Origin of the sequence: Paenibacillus taichungensis, assembly GCF_050994985.1 — a bacterium.
Lineage (GTDB): Bacteria > Bacillota > Bacilli > Paenibacillales > Paenibacillaceae > Paenibacillus > Paenibacillus taichungensis.
In genome coordinates this window covers 5334174-5350674 of the sequence record NZ_CP194720.1, presented here as the reverse complement: position 1 = coordinate 5350674, position 16501 = coordinate 5334174, and the positions used below count along the sequence as shown (strand labels likewise).

The 16501-nt window shown below is 48.1% G+C and carries 15 protein-coding genes, 1 pseudogene and 1 riboswitch; of the genes and pseudogenes, 10 read left to right on the top strand and 6 right to left on the bottom strand.

The window, feature by feature from the left end; translation table 11 throughout:
* The first annotated feature begins 93 nt into the window (after positions 1-93).
* Positions 94-837, top strand: a complete 744-nt coding sequence (locus ACR1R9_RS24005; RefSeq protein ID WP_063568040.1) for an IclR family transcriptional regulator — start codon at positions 94-96, stop codon at positions 835-837.
* A 119-nt stretch (positions 838-956) separates the two neighbouring features.
* A riboswitch (TPP riboswitch) is annotated at positions 957-1070 on the top strand.
* A 363-nt stretch (positions 1071-1433) separates the two neighbouring features.
* The gene (gene thiC, locus ACR1R9_RS24000; protein WP_433923659.1) at positions 1434-3218 is read left to right on the top strand and encodes a phosphomethylpyrimidine synthase ThiC; all 1785 of its coding nucleotides are present in this window, start codon (positions 1434-1436) and stop codon (positions 3216-3218) included.
* 116 nt (positions 3219-3334) lie between these two features.
* Here the strand turns inward: thiC and ACR1R9_RS23995 are convergent, their stop codons facing one another.
* From ACR1R9_RS23995 to ACR1R9_RS23975, 5 genes are all read right to left on the bottom strand, one after another.
* Positions 3335-3502 carry a hypothetical protein gene (locus ACR1R9_RS23995; protein WP_176854678.1) on the bottom strand — a complete coding sequence of 56 codons (168 nt, stop codon included), beginning with the start codon at positions 3500-3502 and terminating at the stop codon, positions 3335-3337.
* A 64-nt stretch (positions 3503-3566) separates the two neighbouring features.
* Positions 3567-4259: a hypothetical protein gene (locus tag ACR1R9_RS23990; protein ID WP_433922496.1), complete on the bottom strand. Its 693-nt coding sequence runs from the start codon at positions 4257-4259 to the stop codon at positions 3567-3569.
* A gap of 202 nt (positions 4260-4461) precedes the next feature.
* Positions 4462-4629 (bottom strand): hypothetical protein, encoded by a 168-nt coding sequence (locus tag ACR1R9_RS23985; protein WP_161490662.1) that lies wholly within the window; start codon positions 4627-4629, stop codon positions 4462-4464.
* 544 nt (positions 4630-5173) lie between these two features.
* A complete protein-coding gene (locus tag ACR1R9_RS23980; protein ID WP_433922497.1) occupies positions 5174-5992 on the bottom strand; it encodes a zinc ribbon domain-containing protein in 819 nt (272 codons plus the stop codon).
* Positions 5993-6064: 72 nt separating this feature from the next.
* Complete coding sequence (locus ACR1R9_RS23975; RefSeq protein WP_433922498.1) at positions 6065-7015, bottom strand: helix-turn-helix transcriptional regulator; 951 nt, start codon at positions 7013-7015, stop codon at positions 6065-6067.
* An 83-nt stretch (positions 7016-7098) separates the two neighbouring features.
* Between ACR1R9_RS23975 and ACR1R9_RS23970 the strand changes: the two genes are divergently transcribed.
* From ACR1R9_RS23970 to ACR1R9_RS23950, 5 genes and pseudogenes are all read left to right on the top strand, one after another.
* Entirely contained in the window at positions 7099-7794 is a 696-nt protein-coding gene (locus tag ACR1R9_RS23970; RefSeq protein ID WP_076290482.1) for a response regulator transcription factor, read from the top strand.
* On the top strand, positions 7787-8875 hold the full coding sequence (locus ACR1R9_RS23965) for a HAMP domain-containing sensor histidine kinase (RefSeq protein WP_099858745.1): 1089 nt from the start codon (positions 7787-7789) through the stop codon (positions 8873-8875). Before ACR1R9_RS23970 ends, ACR1R9_RS23965 begins: the two co-directional genes overlap by 8 nt.
* Before the next feature lie 98 nt (positions 8876-8973).
* Positions 8974-9634, top strand: a pseudogene (locus ACR1R9_RS23960) (M15 family metallopeptidase); the annotation flags it as partial.
* 231 nt (positions 9635-9865) lie between these two features.
* Positions 9866-10417 carry a VanZ family protein gene (locus ACR1R9_RS23955; protein WP_175382186.1) on the top strand — a complete coding sequence of 184 codons (552 nt, stop codon included), beginning with the start codon at positions 9866-9868 and terminating at the stop codon, positions 10415-10417.
* A 13-nt stretch (positions 10418-10430) separates the two neighbouring features.
* A complete protein-coding gene (locus tag ACR1R9_RS23950; protein ID WP_175382187.1) occupies positions 10431-10646 on the top strand; it encodes a hypothetical protein in 216 nt (71 codons plus the stop codon).
* Between the two features lie 123 nt (positions 10647-10769).
* Here ACR1R9_RS23950 and acnA read toward each other — a convergent pair whose 3' ends face one another.
* Positions 10770-13484 (bottom strand): aconitate hydratase AcnA, encoded by a 2715-nt coding sequence (acnA, locus tag ACR1R9_RS23945; protein WP_076290477.1) that lies wholly within the window; start codon positions 13482-13484, stop codon positions 10770-10772.
* Positions 13485-13865: 381 nt separating this feature from the next.
* On the opposite strand from acnA, the gene ACR1R9_RS23940 reads away from it, so the two are divergent.
* The 3 genes from ACR1R9_RS23940 (at position 13866) to ACR1R9_RS23930 (ending at position 16455) form a co-directional block, all read left to right on the top strand.
* Positions 13866-14864, top strand: a complete 999-nt coding sequence (locus ACR1R9_RS23940) for an amidase domain-containing protein (RefSeq protein ID WP_373561765.1) — start codon at positions 13866-13868, stop codon at positions 14862-14864.
* A gap of 135 nt (positions 14865-14999) precedes the next feature.
* Positions 15000-16100 (top strand): D-alanine--D-alanine ligase, encoded by a 1101-nt coding sequence (locus ACR1R9_RS23935; RefSeq protein WP_076290475.1) that lies wholly within the window; start codon positions 15000-15002, stop codon positions 16098-16100.
* Between the two features lie 31 nt (positions 16101-16131).
* On the top strand, positions 16132-16455 hold the full coding sequence (locus ACR1R9_RS23930) for a hypothetical protein (protein WP_053779624.1): 324 nt from the start codon (positions 16132-16134) through the stop codon (positions 16453-16455).
* Positions 16456-16501: the final 46 nt, after the last annotated feature.

Genomic DNA, 16501 nt, shown 5'->3' with positions numbered 1-16501 from the left:
AAATGGCGCTTTTTGGTTTACAGATGAGACCGTTTCTCATATAATTTATGTAACCAAGTTTCATGTGATGAAACATGAGGAGGGCAACTTGCCATGGAAGACCGAAAGTTAACCGTCCGGGCTGTAGAACGGGCGCTGGATATATTATTGTGTTTTACAACCCGCAGTGATCTGGGACTCACGGAAATTGCCAGCCAGATCGGTCTGCACAAGAGTACAGTCCATCGTCTGATGGCTACTTTGGAGGACAAAGGGTTCGTAATCCGGGATGCTGCAACTGAGAAGTATCGACTCGGCATACGCATCTGGGAACTGTCTGCCCATATGTCTCGCAGCGATGATCCTGCCATTTTGCTCCTTCCTGCGATGGAGCGGCTGAGAGATCGACTGGGCGAAACCGTGAGTTTATATCTGCGTGATGGCAGTGAGCGGATTCGAATTCAAGCCGTGCAGAGTGATCAGGCGATTCGTCGTGTAGCTCCGGTGGGCGTCAGACTTCCGTTATCAGTGGGAGCATCCAGCAAAGTGCTGATGGCTTTTGCCACCGAAGAGGACCGCGAAGATCTGATGAATGGACCGGAATGGCCGGTATTTATCGATCCCAAAGTATATTTGGCACAGATGAAAGACATTCTGGAATACGGCTACGCAACAAGTTATGAGGAACGTGAACCGGGAGCCGCAGCAGTATCTGTACCCATAATGGATCGGAAAGGCAACATCGCTGCTGCCCTGTCGGTATCCGGGCCTGTTAGCCGTCTCTCGCAAGAAACGTTGCATGAATACGCACCTGTGTTGAAGGAAGCTGCTACGCAGATGGGGCTTATGCTATCCTGATCTTATTTTCTGGAATTTAAAGGTTGTTTTTATGATTCGGTTGCGCTACTCTGTAATGGATGGCCCAACAGGGTCAGCATAAATGAATATGAATCTGCGGCCTAGATGCTGCAACTTGTTAACGTTACTGGGGGAGTCCGAATTGTCCGGACTGAGACGGAATCGCATGAGATTCCGGACCCTTTGCACCTGATCTGGATCATACCAGCGTAGGGAAGTAATCGGCGATACGATCACGAACACCATATAATTTAACCTATAGATAGGCTCCACTAAGGAGTCTCTATAAGGTGTGTTATTGGTGATGGAGATAAGCCGGTTCCCTTGGGAACCGGCTTTTTTTATACAGTAAACAGGCGAAAGCTGGTGTCAGAGCTGCTTTTGGATAAAGAGCTGGGAGCATTGGCGAGCATTGGGTTCCGATATCTTTTGCCTCGTATGTCTGTATTACTTGAATTGTATGTCTCTATTTTGTGTTGTAGGGTCGCTCTTTCTTTTTCTATGTTGTGGATGGTTTGGAGCCGTGTGCAAGTATTTCAATCCAGGCAAACACTAATGAGGAGGAGACAAGAGCGATGAGTACAGGAAACCGAACGATGGGACAGGACAAGCAGGATCAGCAGTTGGCAAAGGAAAAAGGTACGGCAGGACGGGTTCAGCCCTTCCCGGGCAGCCGCAAAGTTTACATTCATGGCTCACGACCTGACATTGCAGTACCGGAGCGTGAAATTGCCCTTCATGACACCAATACTCCTCAAGGAGTGGAGTATAACGAACCGCTGCGTGTCTACGATACGAGCGGACCGATGACCGACCCCGGATTTCATGCCGATATCCGGGCAGGGCTGCCAGCACTGCGTACCCGCTGGATTACGGAGCGTGAAGATGTTGAAGCCTACCAGGGACGAACGGTAAAACCGGAGGATAACGGATTGAAACCAGGAGGGAAGCGAACTGGAGCCGAGAAGTATCCAGGCTTGCGTGGTAAACCATTGCGGGCACAGGCAGGGCGCTGCGTGACCCAGATGCATTATGCACGGCAGGGACTGATCACGCCGGAGATGGAGTTCGCCGCCATTCGTGAGGGTGTGGAACCGGAATTTGTGCGGCAGGAGCTGGCGAGTGGCAGGGCCATCCTGCCGTCGAACATCAATCACCCGGAGAGTGAGCCAATGCTGATCGGGCGTCATTTTCATGTGAAGATCAATGCGAACATCGGAAACTCTGCGGTATCCTCCTCCATCGAGGAAGAGGTGGAGAAGATGACTTGGGCCGTACGCTGGGGATCGGATACGGTGATGGATCTTTCCACAGGCAAGGACATTCATACGACCCGCGAATGGATTATCCGCAATTCACCTGTACCGATTGGAACAGTACCGCTCTATCAGGCGCTGGAGAAGGTCAATGGAGAAGCTGAAGCCCTGACCTGGGAGTTGTATCGTGACACGCTCATTGAGCAGGCAGAGCAGGGTGTGGACTACTTTACGATCCATGCAGGCGTGCTGCTCCGATATATTCCGCTCACCGCCAAGCGTATGACAGGCATTGTGTCACGGGGCGGGTCCATCATGGCAGCATGGTGCCTTGCACATCATGAGGAGAATTTTCTGTATACCCATTTTGAAGAAATCTGCGAGATTATGAAAAAGTATGACGTGGCGTTCTCGCTCGGAGACGGACTTCGCCCAGGAAGCATCTACGATGCCAATGATGAAGCTCAGATGGCGGAACTGGCTACGCTTGGAGAACTAACACAAATCGCCTGGAAGCATGATGTGCAGGTGATGATTGAAGGTCCAGGGCATGTGCCGATGCACAAGATCAAGGAGAATGTCGATCTGCAAATGGAGATATGTAAAGAGGCGCCGTTCTATACGCTGGGACCGCTGACGACCGATATTGCACCAGGATATGACCATATTACCTCGGCAATTGGAGCAGCAATGATTGGTTGGTTTGGTACCTCCATGCTCTGTTATGTTACGCCAAAAGAACATCTGGGCCTGCCCAATAAGGATGATGTTCGGGAAGGTGTTATCGCCTACAAGATCGCTGCTCATGCCGCTGATCTGGCGAAAGGTCACCCGCGTGCCCAGCGGCGGGACGATGCGCTGTCCAAAGCACGCTTTGAATTCCGCTGGAGGGATCAGTTCAACCTATCGCTGGATCCGGAACGTGCGCTATCCTACCACGATGAGACGTTGCCGGCGGAAGGGGCCAAGGAAGCCCATTTCTGCTCCATGTGTGGGCCGAAATTTTGCAGCATGCGCATTACGCAGGATATTCGTGCTTTTGCCGCAGATAAAGGTTTGTCCGAAAATGAGGCCGTGGCAGCGGGTATGCAGGAAAAGGCTGAGGAATACCGGACACGCTCTTAGGCGTAGTTACAGCGTAATCTGGGCAGCCTGACATAGCGAAAAGCTGTTCTTCTCCGTGATTGAGGAGAGGAACAGCTTTTTTCTGATTTCTTGTATGTGTACAATCATCTGAACATTCAGTTCTCATCAGTATGGGTTTCTTGATTTTTCTTGTTCCACATTTTATATAAAATCCCGGCAATAACAAATAACAGTGCATCACTGAGTTTGAGATTACTTCCATGTAAAAATGCCGAACAGGCAAATCCAACTACAAATAATATAACAACATAAAGAAAACGCACGCTTATTCCTCCCGTCAATTGTAGATGTAGATGGTTTGAATGGCTTACGTCTCGGATTCAAAGTCTAACGCCGCTTCAAGCTCAACTTCTTCTCCAAATACGATGCAAGCCTTGCCAGCGGGCTATAGATCGTTATGCCTGTGTCTGTTGTGACCCGTACTGCTGCGGGAGCCATCGACAGTTGAGCTGCGACTACCGTGTTATCCAGGAACTGCTCAGCAAGTTGTTGTAACCCGGTGCTCACTGCTGCAAGATAACCTTCCTTATCGCCTCGCATAATTAACTCGAATGTGCCCGGGATCAGTACTGCTTCAGTCTTTATGGTCACGGCCTCGTGTCGCTGCTCATCTTCATCATCTTGCTGCAAAGCCAGATTCACCCGCGCCATCGTTCCCTCAATCGTTGCGGGGTTGGTAAACGCTAGAATGTACTCGCCAGGATTCTGCTGCATTTCCTGAAGTAAGGGATCATCAATACCAACCACGGGTACGGGAACATGTTGTACCTCCTGCTCAAGTACGGCTGCAAACAGGGTACAGGTGACAAGGATGGCGTCGGCATGACAATGTGCGATCCATTGCAGCGTTTGTGATACTTTCTCATGTATAACTGCTTCGGTGAAATCAGCATCATGTTTGAGGCGATCCAGCCCCGGATCGACATAATGTACAAGTTCAACCTCATAAGGAGCGAGCGCTTCTTCAATCAGTGAAATGTTGGAATAGTGAGCGTGAAAACAGCCAATGGTCATCATCATACTTGCCCCCTGAAATGGATTATGTCTCATATAAGTTCCGCAGATATTTAACCCATTATAGGGATGTGACAATAGACTGTACATATTTAAAATACGGAGGTAGCAACATTTATCGTGAAAACGCGAATAACCGTTCATCCACAACTTCGCAGAGGAACGGTGCAAACCACGTAAGCGATTCTCAATTCGCACGTCATTTCATTTATCGCATAGAAGGGGCAGCATTCTTTTTAGCCATTTTTTGTTGCAAAATTTCATGAAAGGATAGACCTTGAGTGTTCTCATTCTCCTTTTTGGGAGCAGTGGTCGCCGTGTTGCGCGGATATTGATGGTGGTACGGGATCATTTGCTGAATAGGCATGCGGATCATCTTGGTTCCTCCTTTAATGCATTTTTGAATATGCATATGTGATTATTAATAGGTTATGTATTTCGACGGGTTATCGTCTCTGTTACGCAAATAGGTATATGTGACTTGTTAGACGAATCAAGCAACTTTAAGGTGTAATTCCAATTGGATTGTAGTGATTTTACCCCGTATTCAGGAGATGTAAACGTTTTTAAGTAAATTCAGGAGAAAAGGACCGCATATGTGAGGTTTCGTATGGGAGGATAGAAGCGGTTGTTAAGTGAATAGACCCAGTTTTGGGAATGCCAATTGTGTCGAAATTAAGACATATTGTCTGGTTGTATAGGTACGGTGCAAGCTAGCTAACTTGGTACCATGGTCGGTTGTCGGGTGCATATTAGGGCATTTTTCGATGGATAGACAAAGGTGAAACGCCAAAAAGCCGTCAGGAAAACCTGACAGCCTAACAGCATTTTGTATAAATCCGGGAGCGGTATTCCATTACTGGGATATAGATCGAAACGGTGAAATTGGAATTAAGAAATGACCATAATCACTTTTTTTCTTATTTTTCTTGGCGAACAGCGATATACAAGTCCACTTGTACGTTCTCAGGATCGAGGCTTCGTTCATCATACAATTCGAAATCTCCGGTAAACGTACGCTCCCCCTGATTGTTCCAGGCCCACACCGCACCCCAGGCCTCACCTACGACCTCGCCCATCGGGCCCTTTCTGGAGGTGAACACCGCATATGTTGCAGACGGCAGGTCAACGGAACTCACTCCCTCAGGCAACGCTTCATCCAGACCCACCTCATGACCCACCAGTATAGTGTATTCTCCATTTATGCCATCTGTATAATTAGCGTAACAGCCATAGCGGTTCGCTTCAGGGGCAGGCTGATGATCTGAGGCGAAGTAGCTGTTCCAGAGTCCCTGAATACAGCCTTTGCCACTCATCTCAACGGCATTGGTTGTTCTGGCGGACACACCTGCAAGGCGCTTTCCTGGCAATGTGACGTACCGAATGGGCTTTGTGGAAAGCCGATTGTCGCGAGTTTTTTGATTAAATTCAACGGAATCATCCGAATTTTCTGCCCCAAATGTCACGTTCCGTTCTGAGCCGGAGGTATTCCATCTTTTCAAAAAAGGAAGCTGGTTACGCAGCATCGCCCTTGCTGATTCCTCGTCCATACCTTCCTGATTCAAGATGGCAGTGCACATTTCAATCATGCCCTCCAGCGTAATATCGGGCTGCTCGAACTTGCCTTCTTTATAACAATAGATACAGTATTCGCGGGTTGTAGTACCATCCGTTTCTGTTCCGAATTGAGCAGGGGTAGTAAGTGGCATTCCGCAGCTTTGGCATACTGTGACGTTCATGATCAATTCCTCCTCGTTATGTACAACTTGAATATAGTAGAAGTATAACGTGAGGAACTGGACACCTGTCTGTCAGGTTAGGGGTGGGGCTTTATAATGTTGTACAATTTGTTCAGCAATTCTAAGAATCTCTTCCCGAATATGCAGAGGCTCCAGCACTTCGACATCCGCGCCAAATCCAAGAATGAACCCATACAACCAGTTGTCCTCCGGGAATGCGACTTGGCTCATATAATACCCCTCACCATCAGAAACGACGTTCTCTATGCCAAACCATTCCTCTGCGATGTGACGGATACGAGCATGGAATCTCAGGCTCAGGGCCACTTTATTATCTGGAGTTGCCCATTCTTGCTGCCAGGGCCTGTCCTGCAGGTTGATCGGCTTGCGTTCGAAGCTTCCTTGGGCAAGGACGACATCTCGCATGCGGACTAGCTTGAACATGCGGAAATTGTTGCGTTCGTGACAGAACGCATAGAGATACCAGGAATGCTTTTTGAGCACAAGGGTATGCGGATCGGTCGTTCTATGAGTTTGAGTACCTTCTGCACTACAATAGGTAAACGTAATGGGCCGCAGTTGATCCATGCCCTTTTCAATGAGTTGAAGTTTCATTTGCAGTTCTTCGGGATGGGTCCACATCGAATAATCTACAATGAAGCGGCTGGTATTGGCCTGGAAATCCTCATTTTTGGCTTCAGGCACGATACTGCTGAGTTTCTCCATTAACAGATCCCGTGCTACATTCGTATGGGAGGTGGAGACACTGCGCAGCGCAGTGACAATAGAGGCCAGATCCTTGTCGGTCAGTACGTTTCGATCAAGCCGGTAGCCCTCTGCCAGGCCAATACCACCGCTTGCGCCCTGATAGGTGACGACAGGGATACCTGCCTGGCCCAGCGTGTCTATATCTCGGTAGATAGTACGGATGGATACTTCAAACGTATCAGCTAGATCCTTTGCCTGTACCCGGCCACGATTGATTAACAGCACAACAATGGCTAATAAACGGTCGAGTTTCATATATTGGATTCCCTTCAATCATTTATAAGTTGGATTCAGATATGTTATATTGTTGAGCATCACATATAGGAGTGGAATAAGCAATGAAGCGTATTACGATTTTGATCGCAGATGATGAAGTTGAGATCGCTGATCTGGTTGCATTGCACTTGCAAAAAGAAGGTTATCACATCATCAAGGCATTTGATGGGAAAGCGGCGGTCCAAGCCGTTCAGACACAAGCAATAGATTTGGCCATCTTGGATATTATGATGCCTGGTATGGACGGATATGAGGTAACCCGCAAAATTCGGGAGCAGTATCACCTGCCTATCATTTTTCTAAGCGCCAAAACCTCGGATATGGACAAAATCACCGGGCTCGTGCTGGGCGCAGACGATTACATGACGAAACCATTTAACCCGATGGAGCTGGTTGCGCGGGTCAATTCCCAGCTGCGTCGTTCACTTCAATTCAGCCAGTCTGTACCGATTCAGCGCTCCATTCTGGAGAAAGGCGGGCTCATTATTTCGCCAGATCAACATAGTGTCACTCTTTATGGCAAGCCAGTAGAGTTAACACCGAAGGAGTTTGACATTTTGTATCTGCTCGCAAGTCATCCCAAACAGGTGTTCAGTGCGGAGAGCATTTTTGAACAAGTGTGGGGAGAGGCTTATTATGAGAGCGGCAATACCGTGATGGTTCATATTCGGACCCTTCGCAAGAAACTAGGCGAAGATGTGGGCAAGAACAAGTTTATCAAAACGATCTGGGGTGTGGGGTACACGTTTAATGAATAAACGCAGAAGTTTTCGAACGACCATGATTCTGTTGCTTGGTTTAAGCATGTTGGCATCTGGTGCGATTACCTTTGGAGTATATAAAGTGATGCAATACTATTACACTGGTGTGCGTGCGGAAGATCAGTTAGCGGAATATCGTCACTTTATGAGAAGTATAGGAGATATTTACTTTTTCCTCATCTTGTTTATACCGCTTGCCATCCTGTTTTTCTTCTGGTTTACCAAGCCGTATGTTACCTACTTCAAAAATATCTCCACAGGTATCCGGCAACTCGCAAATGGTGATTTCCAGCACCGTGTGCAAATTTCGACGAAGGACGAGCTGGGCGCGATTGCTGAGGATATCAATCTGGCGAGCCTGAAACTGAGGGAAGCGGTAGAACGGGGAGATTTTGCGGAGAGCAGCAAGGACCAACTGGTTGTAAACCTGGCGCATGATTTACGTACCCCGCTAACATCAGTATTGGGTTATCTGGATCTGTTGATGAAGGATGATCAGCTGACGGAGGAGCAGGTCAGACATTTTACAGCGATTGCTTTTGCCAAATCCCAGCGTCTTGAGAAACTAATCGATGATTTGTTTGAGATTACACGGATGAATTATGGTATGTTGTCGATTGAAAAAAAGAAACTTGATCTTAGTGAACTGCTAAGGCAGATGAACGAAGAGCTGTACCCTGTTTTTGAAAAGAACCACCTGGTCACCCGACTGCATATCGATTCCGAGTTAACCATTTTCGGCGATGGTGAGGTGCTTGCCCGCGTGTTTGAGAACCTGTTGATCAATGCAGCGCGTCATGGTACAGATGGTCTTTATGTGGATATCCATGGGCACCGTGATGCAGGACAGGTTATCATTCAGGTCATGAACTATGGGGGACATATTCATCCGGATGATCTGCCTCATATTTTTGATATGTACTATACCGGAGATCGTGCACGGACACCTCAGGAAGGTGGAACAGGTCTGGGGCTATTTATCGCCAAAAATATTGTGGAGCAGCATGATGGGTCTATTTCGGTCCAAAGTGATATCGTACGGACCGTATTTGAAGTGCGGTTGCCAGCACTAGAATGAAGTAAAAGACTGAATTTAAGAAAAACTTTAGAATTGCCCTGCTTTTTTTTAACTAGTTTTCTCTATCCTTGAATGACGAGGTAAAGGAGGAGCATGGAATGAAAAAGTGGGGATTTTTGATTTGTATCATTGTACTGGGATATATCTTTTCCAAGTCACCCGCCCTGTTTGAACAGAAGGAAGAGGCGAATCTGGAAGTTCAGGATACGGGTGAAATTCGTGCAGGCTATACCAAAACAATTCATGTGGATATGCAGAATCAAGTACATAAAGGGAATTTATTGCTCGTCAATTCGGAGTATCCCGTTCATGCGGAGGGAATTAGAACCGATATTGTCAATCTGGCTGAACAACATGAACTAATCCGGGGATACGGATTGCTGGATCAGAATATTATGTTGTCAAAGTACGTAGCGCAAGCGTTCCAGAAGATGGTTGAAGCTGCTGGGAAAGATGACGTACGATACTTCATTATTAGCAGTGGCTATCGGGACTTTACGAAACAGGAGCAACTGTATGAGGAAAAGGGATCGGACTATGCGCTTCCCGCGGGACATAGTGAACATAACCTGGGCTTGTCCATGGATATTGGCTCCACGCTGGCTGCTATGAGTGAAGCACCAGAAGGAGCCTGGCTTGAAAAGAATGCATGGAAATTCGGATTCATCTTGCGTTACCCGAAGGATAAAGTAGACATCACCGGCATCCAATTCGAACCATGGCATTTCCGCTATGTGGGATTGCCGCACAGCGCCATTATGTATCATAATCATCTGGTATTGGAGCAATATTTGGAGCTGCTGCAGCAGAAAAAGAGCATTTCCGCTGAAGTCGGGGGCGAGCATTATTTTATACGTTATTACGATGCATCCAAAGATGAGACCATTAATATACCTGAGCATGGTCAATATGAGATATCGGGAGACAACATGAAGGGAGTTGTCGTGACGGTGGAGGAATAAACAACAAGAAATACGTGGAGGTTCATATATGAAACCAAAAGAGTTCAACATGAAGGTGATCTGGGTCGCGGCATTGATCGTCTATCTGTATCTGCTAACCAAGCTGATATTATTCAAGGGACACACGGTGGATTGGAACATTGTGAGGGTTCAACTTATGGCGATCGCGCAGCAGCCGGATCTGATTCATACGCGAACTGTTAATCTGACGCCATTTCAGGAAATCTCGAGAGACTGGCATAGCCTGTCGTTACATCGTCCAGGTACCGCAATTCATTTGTTAGGCAATGTCATGGCCTTTATCCCACTGGGTATTTTCATTCCAGTGCTGATGGGGAACAAGCTGTTGTCAGGGGCCAAAGTACTCGTACTTTCCTTGCTCTTAAGTTTTGTTTTTGAAGCGACACAGCTATTGACGGGCATGGGCATATTCGACGTGGATGATCTTATGTTGAACACTGTTGGTGGAATGGTTGGTTATGTCCTATATACCATGCTTATCGGTCTGAAACGTATGATTGTGGGAGGAACAGCAAGCACTGCGAAAAAAGAGTATAATTCCAATCAGAGTCGGGTGTAAGGAGGGAAAGTATTTGATGATTTTCTTGGTTGTTCTAATGATTGGCACAGGAATGGTGTTTATCGTTCGTCCACGTTATGTTACTCATTCTTCGTCAGAGGATGGAACCAACAACAATCAAATTACCTTCAGATGGATTGGGTACACACTGATCATAATGTCCTGTCTGTTTGTGGTCATGGCCATACTGCAATCCCTGGATCAAGCATCTCATTACATTGGACATTAAAAGAAAGTGTAGAGGCGTTACATAGCCTTTGGTATATTAATAAAAAAAGCTCCCCGTCACCGTGCAGAGCGCACGTGGCGGGGAGCTTTCTGTATAACTTAATTGCATTAAATATCAATGCGATTAAGATTTTTTCATCATTTGACGCAATACGGTTTGCAGGATACCACCGTTATGGTAGTAGTCCACATCAACCATGCTGTCCAGACGAGCGATAACAGGGAAGTCGAACTTGGTGCCGTCCTCACGAGTTACGGTAACCGTCAGTTCTTGTCCTGGTTTCACATCATTGCTCAGACCTGTGATGTCATACGTTTCACGTCCATTCAGACCGAGGCTGGACCAGCCATGACCTTCCTGGAATTGCAATGGCATTACGCCCATGCCCACCAGGTTACTGCGGTGAATACGCTCGAAGCTTTCTGCGATAACGGCTTTGACGCCAAGCAGGAATGTTCCTTTTGCCGCCCAGTCACGCGAGCTTCCTGTACCATATTCTTTACCAGCGATAACGATCAGGTTCTGTCCTTCGTCCTGATACTTCATGGAAGCATCGTAGATGGACATTTCTTCGTCTGTTGGCAGGTATTTCGTAATACCACCCTCAGTACCTGGAGCCACTTGGTTACGAATACGAATGTTTGCAAACGTACCACGCATCATAACTTCATGGTTACCACGACGGGAGCCGTAAGAGTTGAAGTCTTTGCGTTCTACGCCATGTTCTTTCAGGTACAGCCCAGCTGGACTGGATGGTGCGATATTACCCGCTGGCGAGATGTGATCCGTTGTTACGGAGTCAGCAAGCAATGCCATAACACGTGCGGAACGAATATCTGCGATATCAGTCAACTTGTCGCCAAGCTCCTGGAAGAATGGTGGATTCTGAATGTACGTGGAGTTTGGATCCCACTCATACAATTCGCCTTCCGGTACAGGAATCGTATTCCAACGTTCGTTAGCTGTAAATACGTTCTCGTATTTGTTGCGGAACATCTGTGCATTCAGCGAGCTAGCGATGGTATCCTTGATTTCCTCGGAGCTAGGCCAGAGGTCTTTCAGGAATACAGGTTCGTTGTTGGTATCATAACCGATTGGATCGGTTGCAAAATCAATATTAACGGTACCCGCCAGAGCATACGCCACAACGAGTGGCGGAGAAGCCAGATAGTTGGCTTTGACCTGCGCGTGCACACGACCTTCAAAGTTACGGTTACCGGACAATACAGCCGCTACGGTCATATCATTCTCGGCGATTGCTTCGCTTACCTCGTCTGGCAGTGGGCCAGAGTTACCGATGCAAGTTGCGCAACCATACCCGGCAACGTTGAATCCGAGTTTGTCGAGATATTCAATCAGACCTGCTTTTTCCAGATACTCGGTAACAACGAGGGAACCTGGAGTCAAGCTGCTTTTCACGTAGCCAGGTTTAGTCAGACCACGTTCAACAGCTTTTTTCGCAAGCAGACCCGCTCCGACCATAACGCTAGGGTTGGATGTGTTAGTGCAGCTAGTGATTGCCGCGATAACGACAGCACCAGCACTCAGTTCGCTAGTTGAACCGTTAGGGTGTTTCACAGGCACTTTCTCAGCGATTTTCTCGTCGCTCAGACCATATCCACCTTTGTCGATCGGCGTGCGGATAATGCTATTGAATCCTTCTTTCATTTGAGTCAGCTCGATGCGATCCTGTGGACGTTTTGGTCCGGCAAGACTTGGAACAACGGATGCCAGATCCAGTTCGATCACGTCTGTAAACTCAGGATCAACCGTATCCGCAGTACGGAACATGTTTTGAGCTTTGTAATAAGCTTCAACCAGATCCACCTGTTCGTCGGTACGGCCGGTATTACGCATATAGTTCAGTGTTTCACTATCAACAGGGAAGAAACCAATTGTTGCGCCGTACTCTGGAGCCATGTTGGCTACCGTTGCGCGGTCAGCCAGGCTGATGTTGCCAAGACCCGGTCCGTAGAACTCGACAAATTTACCGACAACGCCTTTTTTACGCAGCATTTGGGTAACTGTGAGTGCCAGATCCGTTGCCGTTGCGCCTTCGCTCAGGCTGCCTGTCAATTTGAAACCGATAACGTCCGGTGTAACAAAATAAAGCGGTTGGCCCAGCATACCTGCTTCAGCCTCGATCCCGCCAACACCCCAACCAACAACGCCGAGTCCGTTGATCATGGTGGTGTGGGAGTCCGTTCCTACGAGGGAATCCGGGAATACAACAGTTTCGCCATCAATGGTTTTGGTTGCAGCCACGGAAGCCAGGTACTCCAGGTTAACTTGGTGAACAATCCCTGTGGATGGTGGAACTGCACGGAAGTTATTGAATGCCGTTTGTGCCCAGCGCAAGAAACGGTAACGCTCTTCGTTACGCTCGAACTCAACCTTGATGTTGTAGTCGAGTGCATCGTTCGTTCCGAATGCATCAACCATAACGGAGTGGTCGATAACGAGATCGACAGGTACGAGTGGGTTGATCTGTTTTGGATCGCCGCCTGCTTTTTTCACGGTATCGCGCATTGCAGCAAGGTCAACGACCACGGGTACACCGGTGAAATCCTGCAGAACGATACGTGCAGGAATAAATGGAATTTCTTTGTTATTGTCACGGCCTTCTGCCCAGCCGGTCAGTTGTTTTACATGTTCTTCAGTAATAGCACGTCCGTCGAATTGACGAATAGCTGCTTCGAGCAGCACTTTAATGGAGAAAGGAAGCTTGGAAAGGTCGCCGTAGCCGCCTTCCTGAAGAGCATCTAAACTGTAGTAGCGATAAGACTTGCCTCCGACCTCAAGACTGCGGGCCGCGGAGAAATGATTCTTGGCTGACATACATGTACCTCCTTAAAATGTGTCGGTGAGATGAAGAAAACGTTCATTTAGGTGAAGAACAGGCCTTCATCGTTCCGTGTCCTTGTTCGATGGTTTCATTAGGTGAAACGTAATTTCATAATCGTAACTTTAGTTTTAAGTATAACGTTTTCAGCTCCGTACGTAAAGGGCTTTTTGCCTGTCCAGCCAAGCTATTGAGAGATTGAATGCGTTCTCAATTAATGGGAACGGACGCGATCTCTTCCGTACGAATTATCCCCCATAATAAGGCTTCAAAACAGAACCAGACACATACAACCGAAATTCTCTCATATAAATAAAAAAGAGTTTTCATGCAATGGATCATTCCGGACAGAACTCATGCCAAAGGGGGACACAGGCTTGGAACGCGAATGGAAGAGCGCCTTATATACCTACGTGAACCAGTATAATCGCTGTGAGATCGACTACCGCCCACAGACAAGCGAACGGATTGTCACCGATCCGGAATTTGTGATGGAACGGGGAGAGCGGATGGCCAGACTGGACCAATGGTACCGCAAGCGGCGGGCCGTGCCTCTTCGCAGTGAGACCAGCGCCAAGCTTGTGCGGACACTTATGGATGGGGCAGATGAATCGATTGTCGATGTACAATTGTACAGCAGGCTGTTCTATGAGAAGAATGGTTTGACCCATCGGGAAGACCGGATTGAACGGGAACGCCTGACCTTTCTTAGGCAAGGTGGAGTTTGGACCATTGCACGTGTAGAACGTGAAGTGCCGGAGCGTCGTCCGGTAGGAGAGGGCCGTCCTTTTCAACAAGCCGATTTTGTACAGGCGATGAATCGGCCGCTGCTTAACCGAGAAGTATTGGGACAGGGGAGGAGATCGAGGCAGCAGCTGTACCGCAGAGATCTGGCTGTCGCCTACGCGGACCGGTGGTGGAATGCGGGAAACCCGGCATTTGAGGAATTCGAAGTAGATTGCACCAATTATGTGTCCCAATGTCTCTTTGCAGGGGAAGCACCCATCCACTATACTGGTAAAAGAGAAGCAGGATGGTGGTACAAAGGCTATGTGAATGGCTCTGAAATGTGGAGTTACAGTTGGGCCGTGTCCAATAGTTTGGAGCGTTATTTATCCGGCAGCAGCTGGGGATTGTCAGCAACCGAAGTGGATCGTCCAGAGCAGTTAATGCTGGGAGATGTAATCCTTTACGACTGGGACGGGGACGGCAGGTTTCAGCACAGTACCGTTGTGACCGCTTTTGATGCGGGAGGTATGCCGCTTGTGAACGCACATACAGTCAGCAGTCGCCACCGTTTTTGGGATTACCGGGATTCTTACGCTTGGAACGAGCGGACGGTGTACCGGCTTTTTCACATTGCAGATGAGTTTTGATGGTCAAAGATTTTACGGGATTCGGTGACGTGGACATCCGGTTCCGTGTAAAATAAGTCTAGATAACAGAATAAAAAGTGGTGCTGAACATGACAGACATGGCAGTATCATTGCACAGATAATCGGAGGTTACGCATGAGTATGGATAAATTAACAGTAGGCGTCGTTTACGGCGGAAAGTCAGGCGAGCATGAGGTGTCGCTGCAAACGGCGTTTGCTGTAACGAACGCATTTGATTATGAGAAGTATGAACTGGTTCCGTTTTATATCTCCAAGCAGGGGACGTGGAAAAAAGGATCCGTCATGCACGCGCCATTCGCGCAGATTGAAGATTTGAAGCTGGAGCAGGCGGCGGGCGGAACTCAGGAAGCGCTGAACGCGCTGTTCGGCCGTTTATATGGCGGAGAAGAGGCGATGGACGTCATGTTCCCACTGCTGCACGGTACGTTTGGTGAGGATGGCACGATTCAAGGGATGTTCGAGATGGCGGATATGCCTTATGTTGGCGCAGGTGTACTCGCTTCGGCAGGCGGCATGGACAAAGTGGTCATGAAGAAACTGTTCGCGCAGGCCGGAATCGACCAATGTGCCTTTACGTATTTTAACGCAACTCAATGGAAGCAGACCGAACATGAAATGATCTTGCAGGTGGAAGATCAACTGGGCTATCCGTGTTTCATTAAACCGGCCAATCTCGGTTCCAGCGTAGGGATCTCGAAGGCGCGTAACCGGGATGAACTGAAGAAAGCCGTTGAGTTCGCTCTCCGATACGATACAAAGGTAGTCATTGAGGAGTTTGTAGAGGCACGAGAAGTTGAAGTCAGTGTGCTCGGTAATGACGAACCGATGGCTTCCGTACCAGGAGAAATCGTATCTTCCGGTGAATATTATGACTATGCAGCCAAATACATCGATGGTCAGTCTCAGATGCTGATCCCTGCTCCGCTAGACCCGGAAGCCGCAGATCGCATCCGCGAGGCCGCATTGCAGGCATTCCGTGCGATTGAAGGCAATGGTATTTCCCGTGCAGACTTCTTCATTCGCAAATCGGATGGGGCATTGCTTATTAATGAAGTAAACACCATGCCTGGTTTCACACCATACAGCATGTACCCGCTCTTATGGCGTGAGACGGGCGTATCGTATGCCGAACTGCTGGATCGTATGATTGAGCTGGCTTTGGAACGCTACAACCGCAAGCAGGCGCTGAACTACGAGAACGGCGTACACGCGTAGCCTAAGGACGACATTATAAGGAGGGGTATGAATGGGATTTCAGACCGAATTCAATTCCGTGTGCAAGTTCAAGAATGAACAAGAGCTGTTCGAGTTGCTTGAATACGGCCGTGGCAAAATGGTAAAACAAGGTTTTCGCGTATTTCCTACCGGACAGAAAGTCATTGCTTACACACCGGATAACGTGGCCGTAGCCATCGTAAAAATCGTAGTCTCCATTGCTGAGATTAACTTCCAGGGTCAAGAAGTGACCGAAGTGGAGATGCAATTGATCCGTAAACTGAACGAGGAAGAATCACGCATTCAGACTGCTCTCGCGGACGAGATGTTCTTTGGTGAACAGGCTCAGGGGTAGTTTGTTACATGTGTACCCGAACGAATGGACGGATTTGTCCAAACAC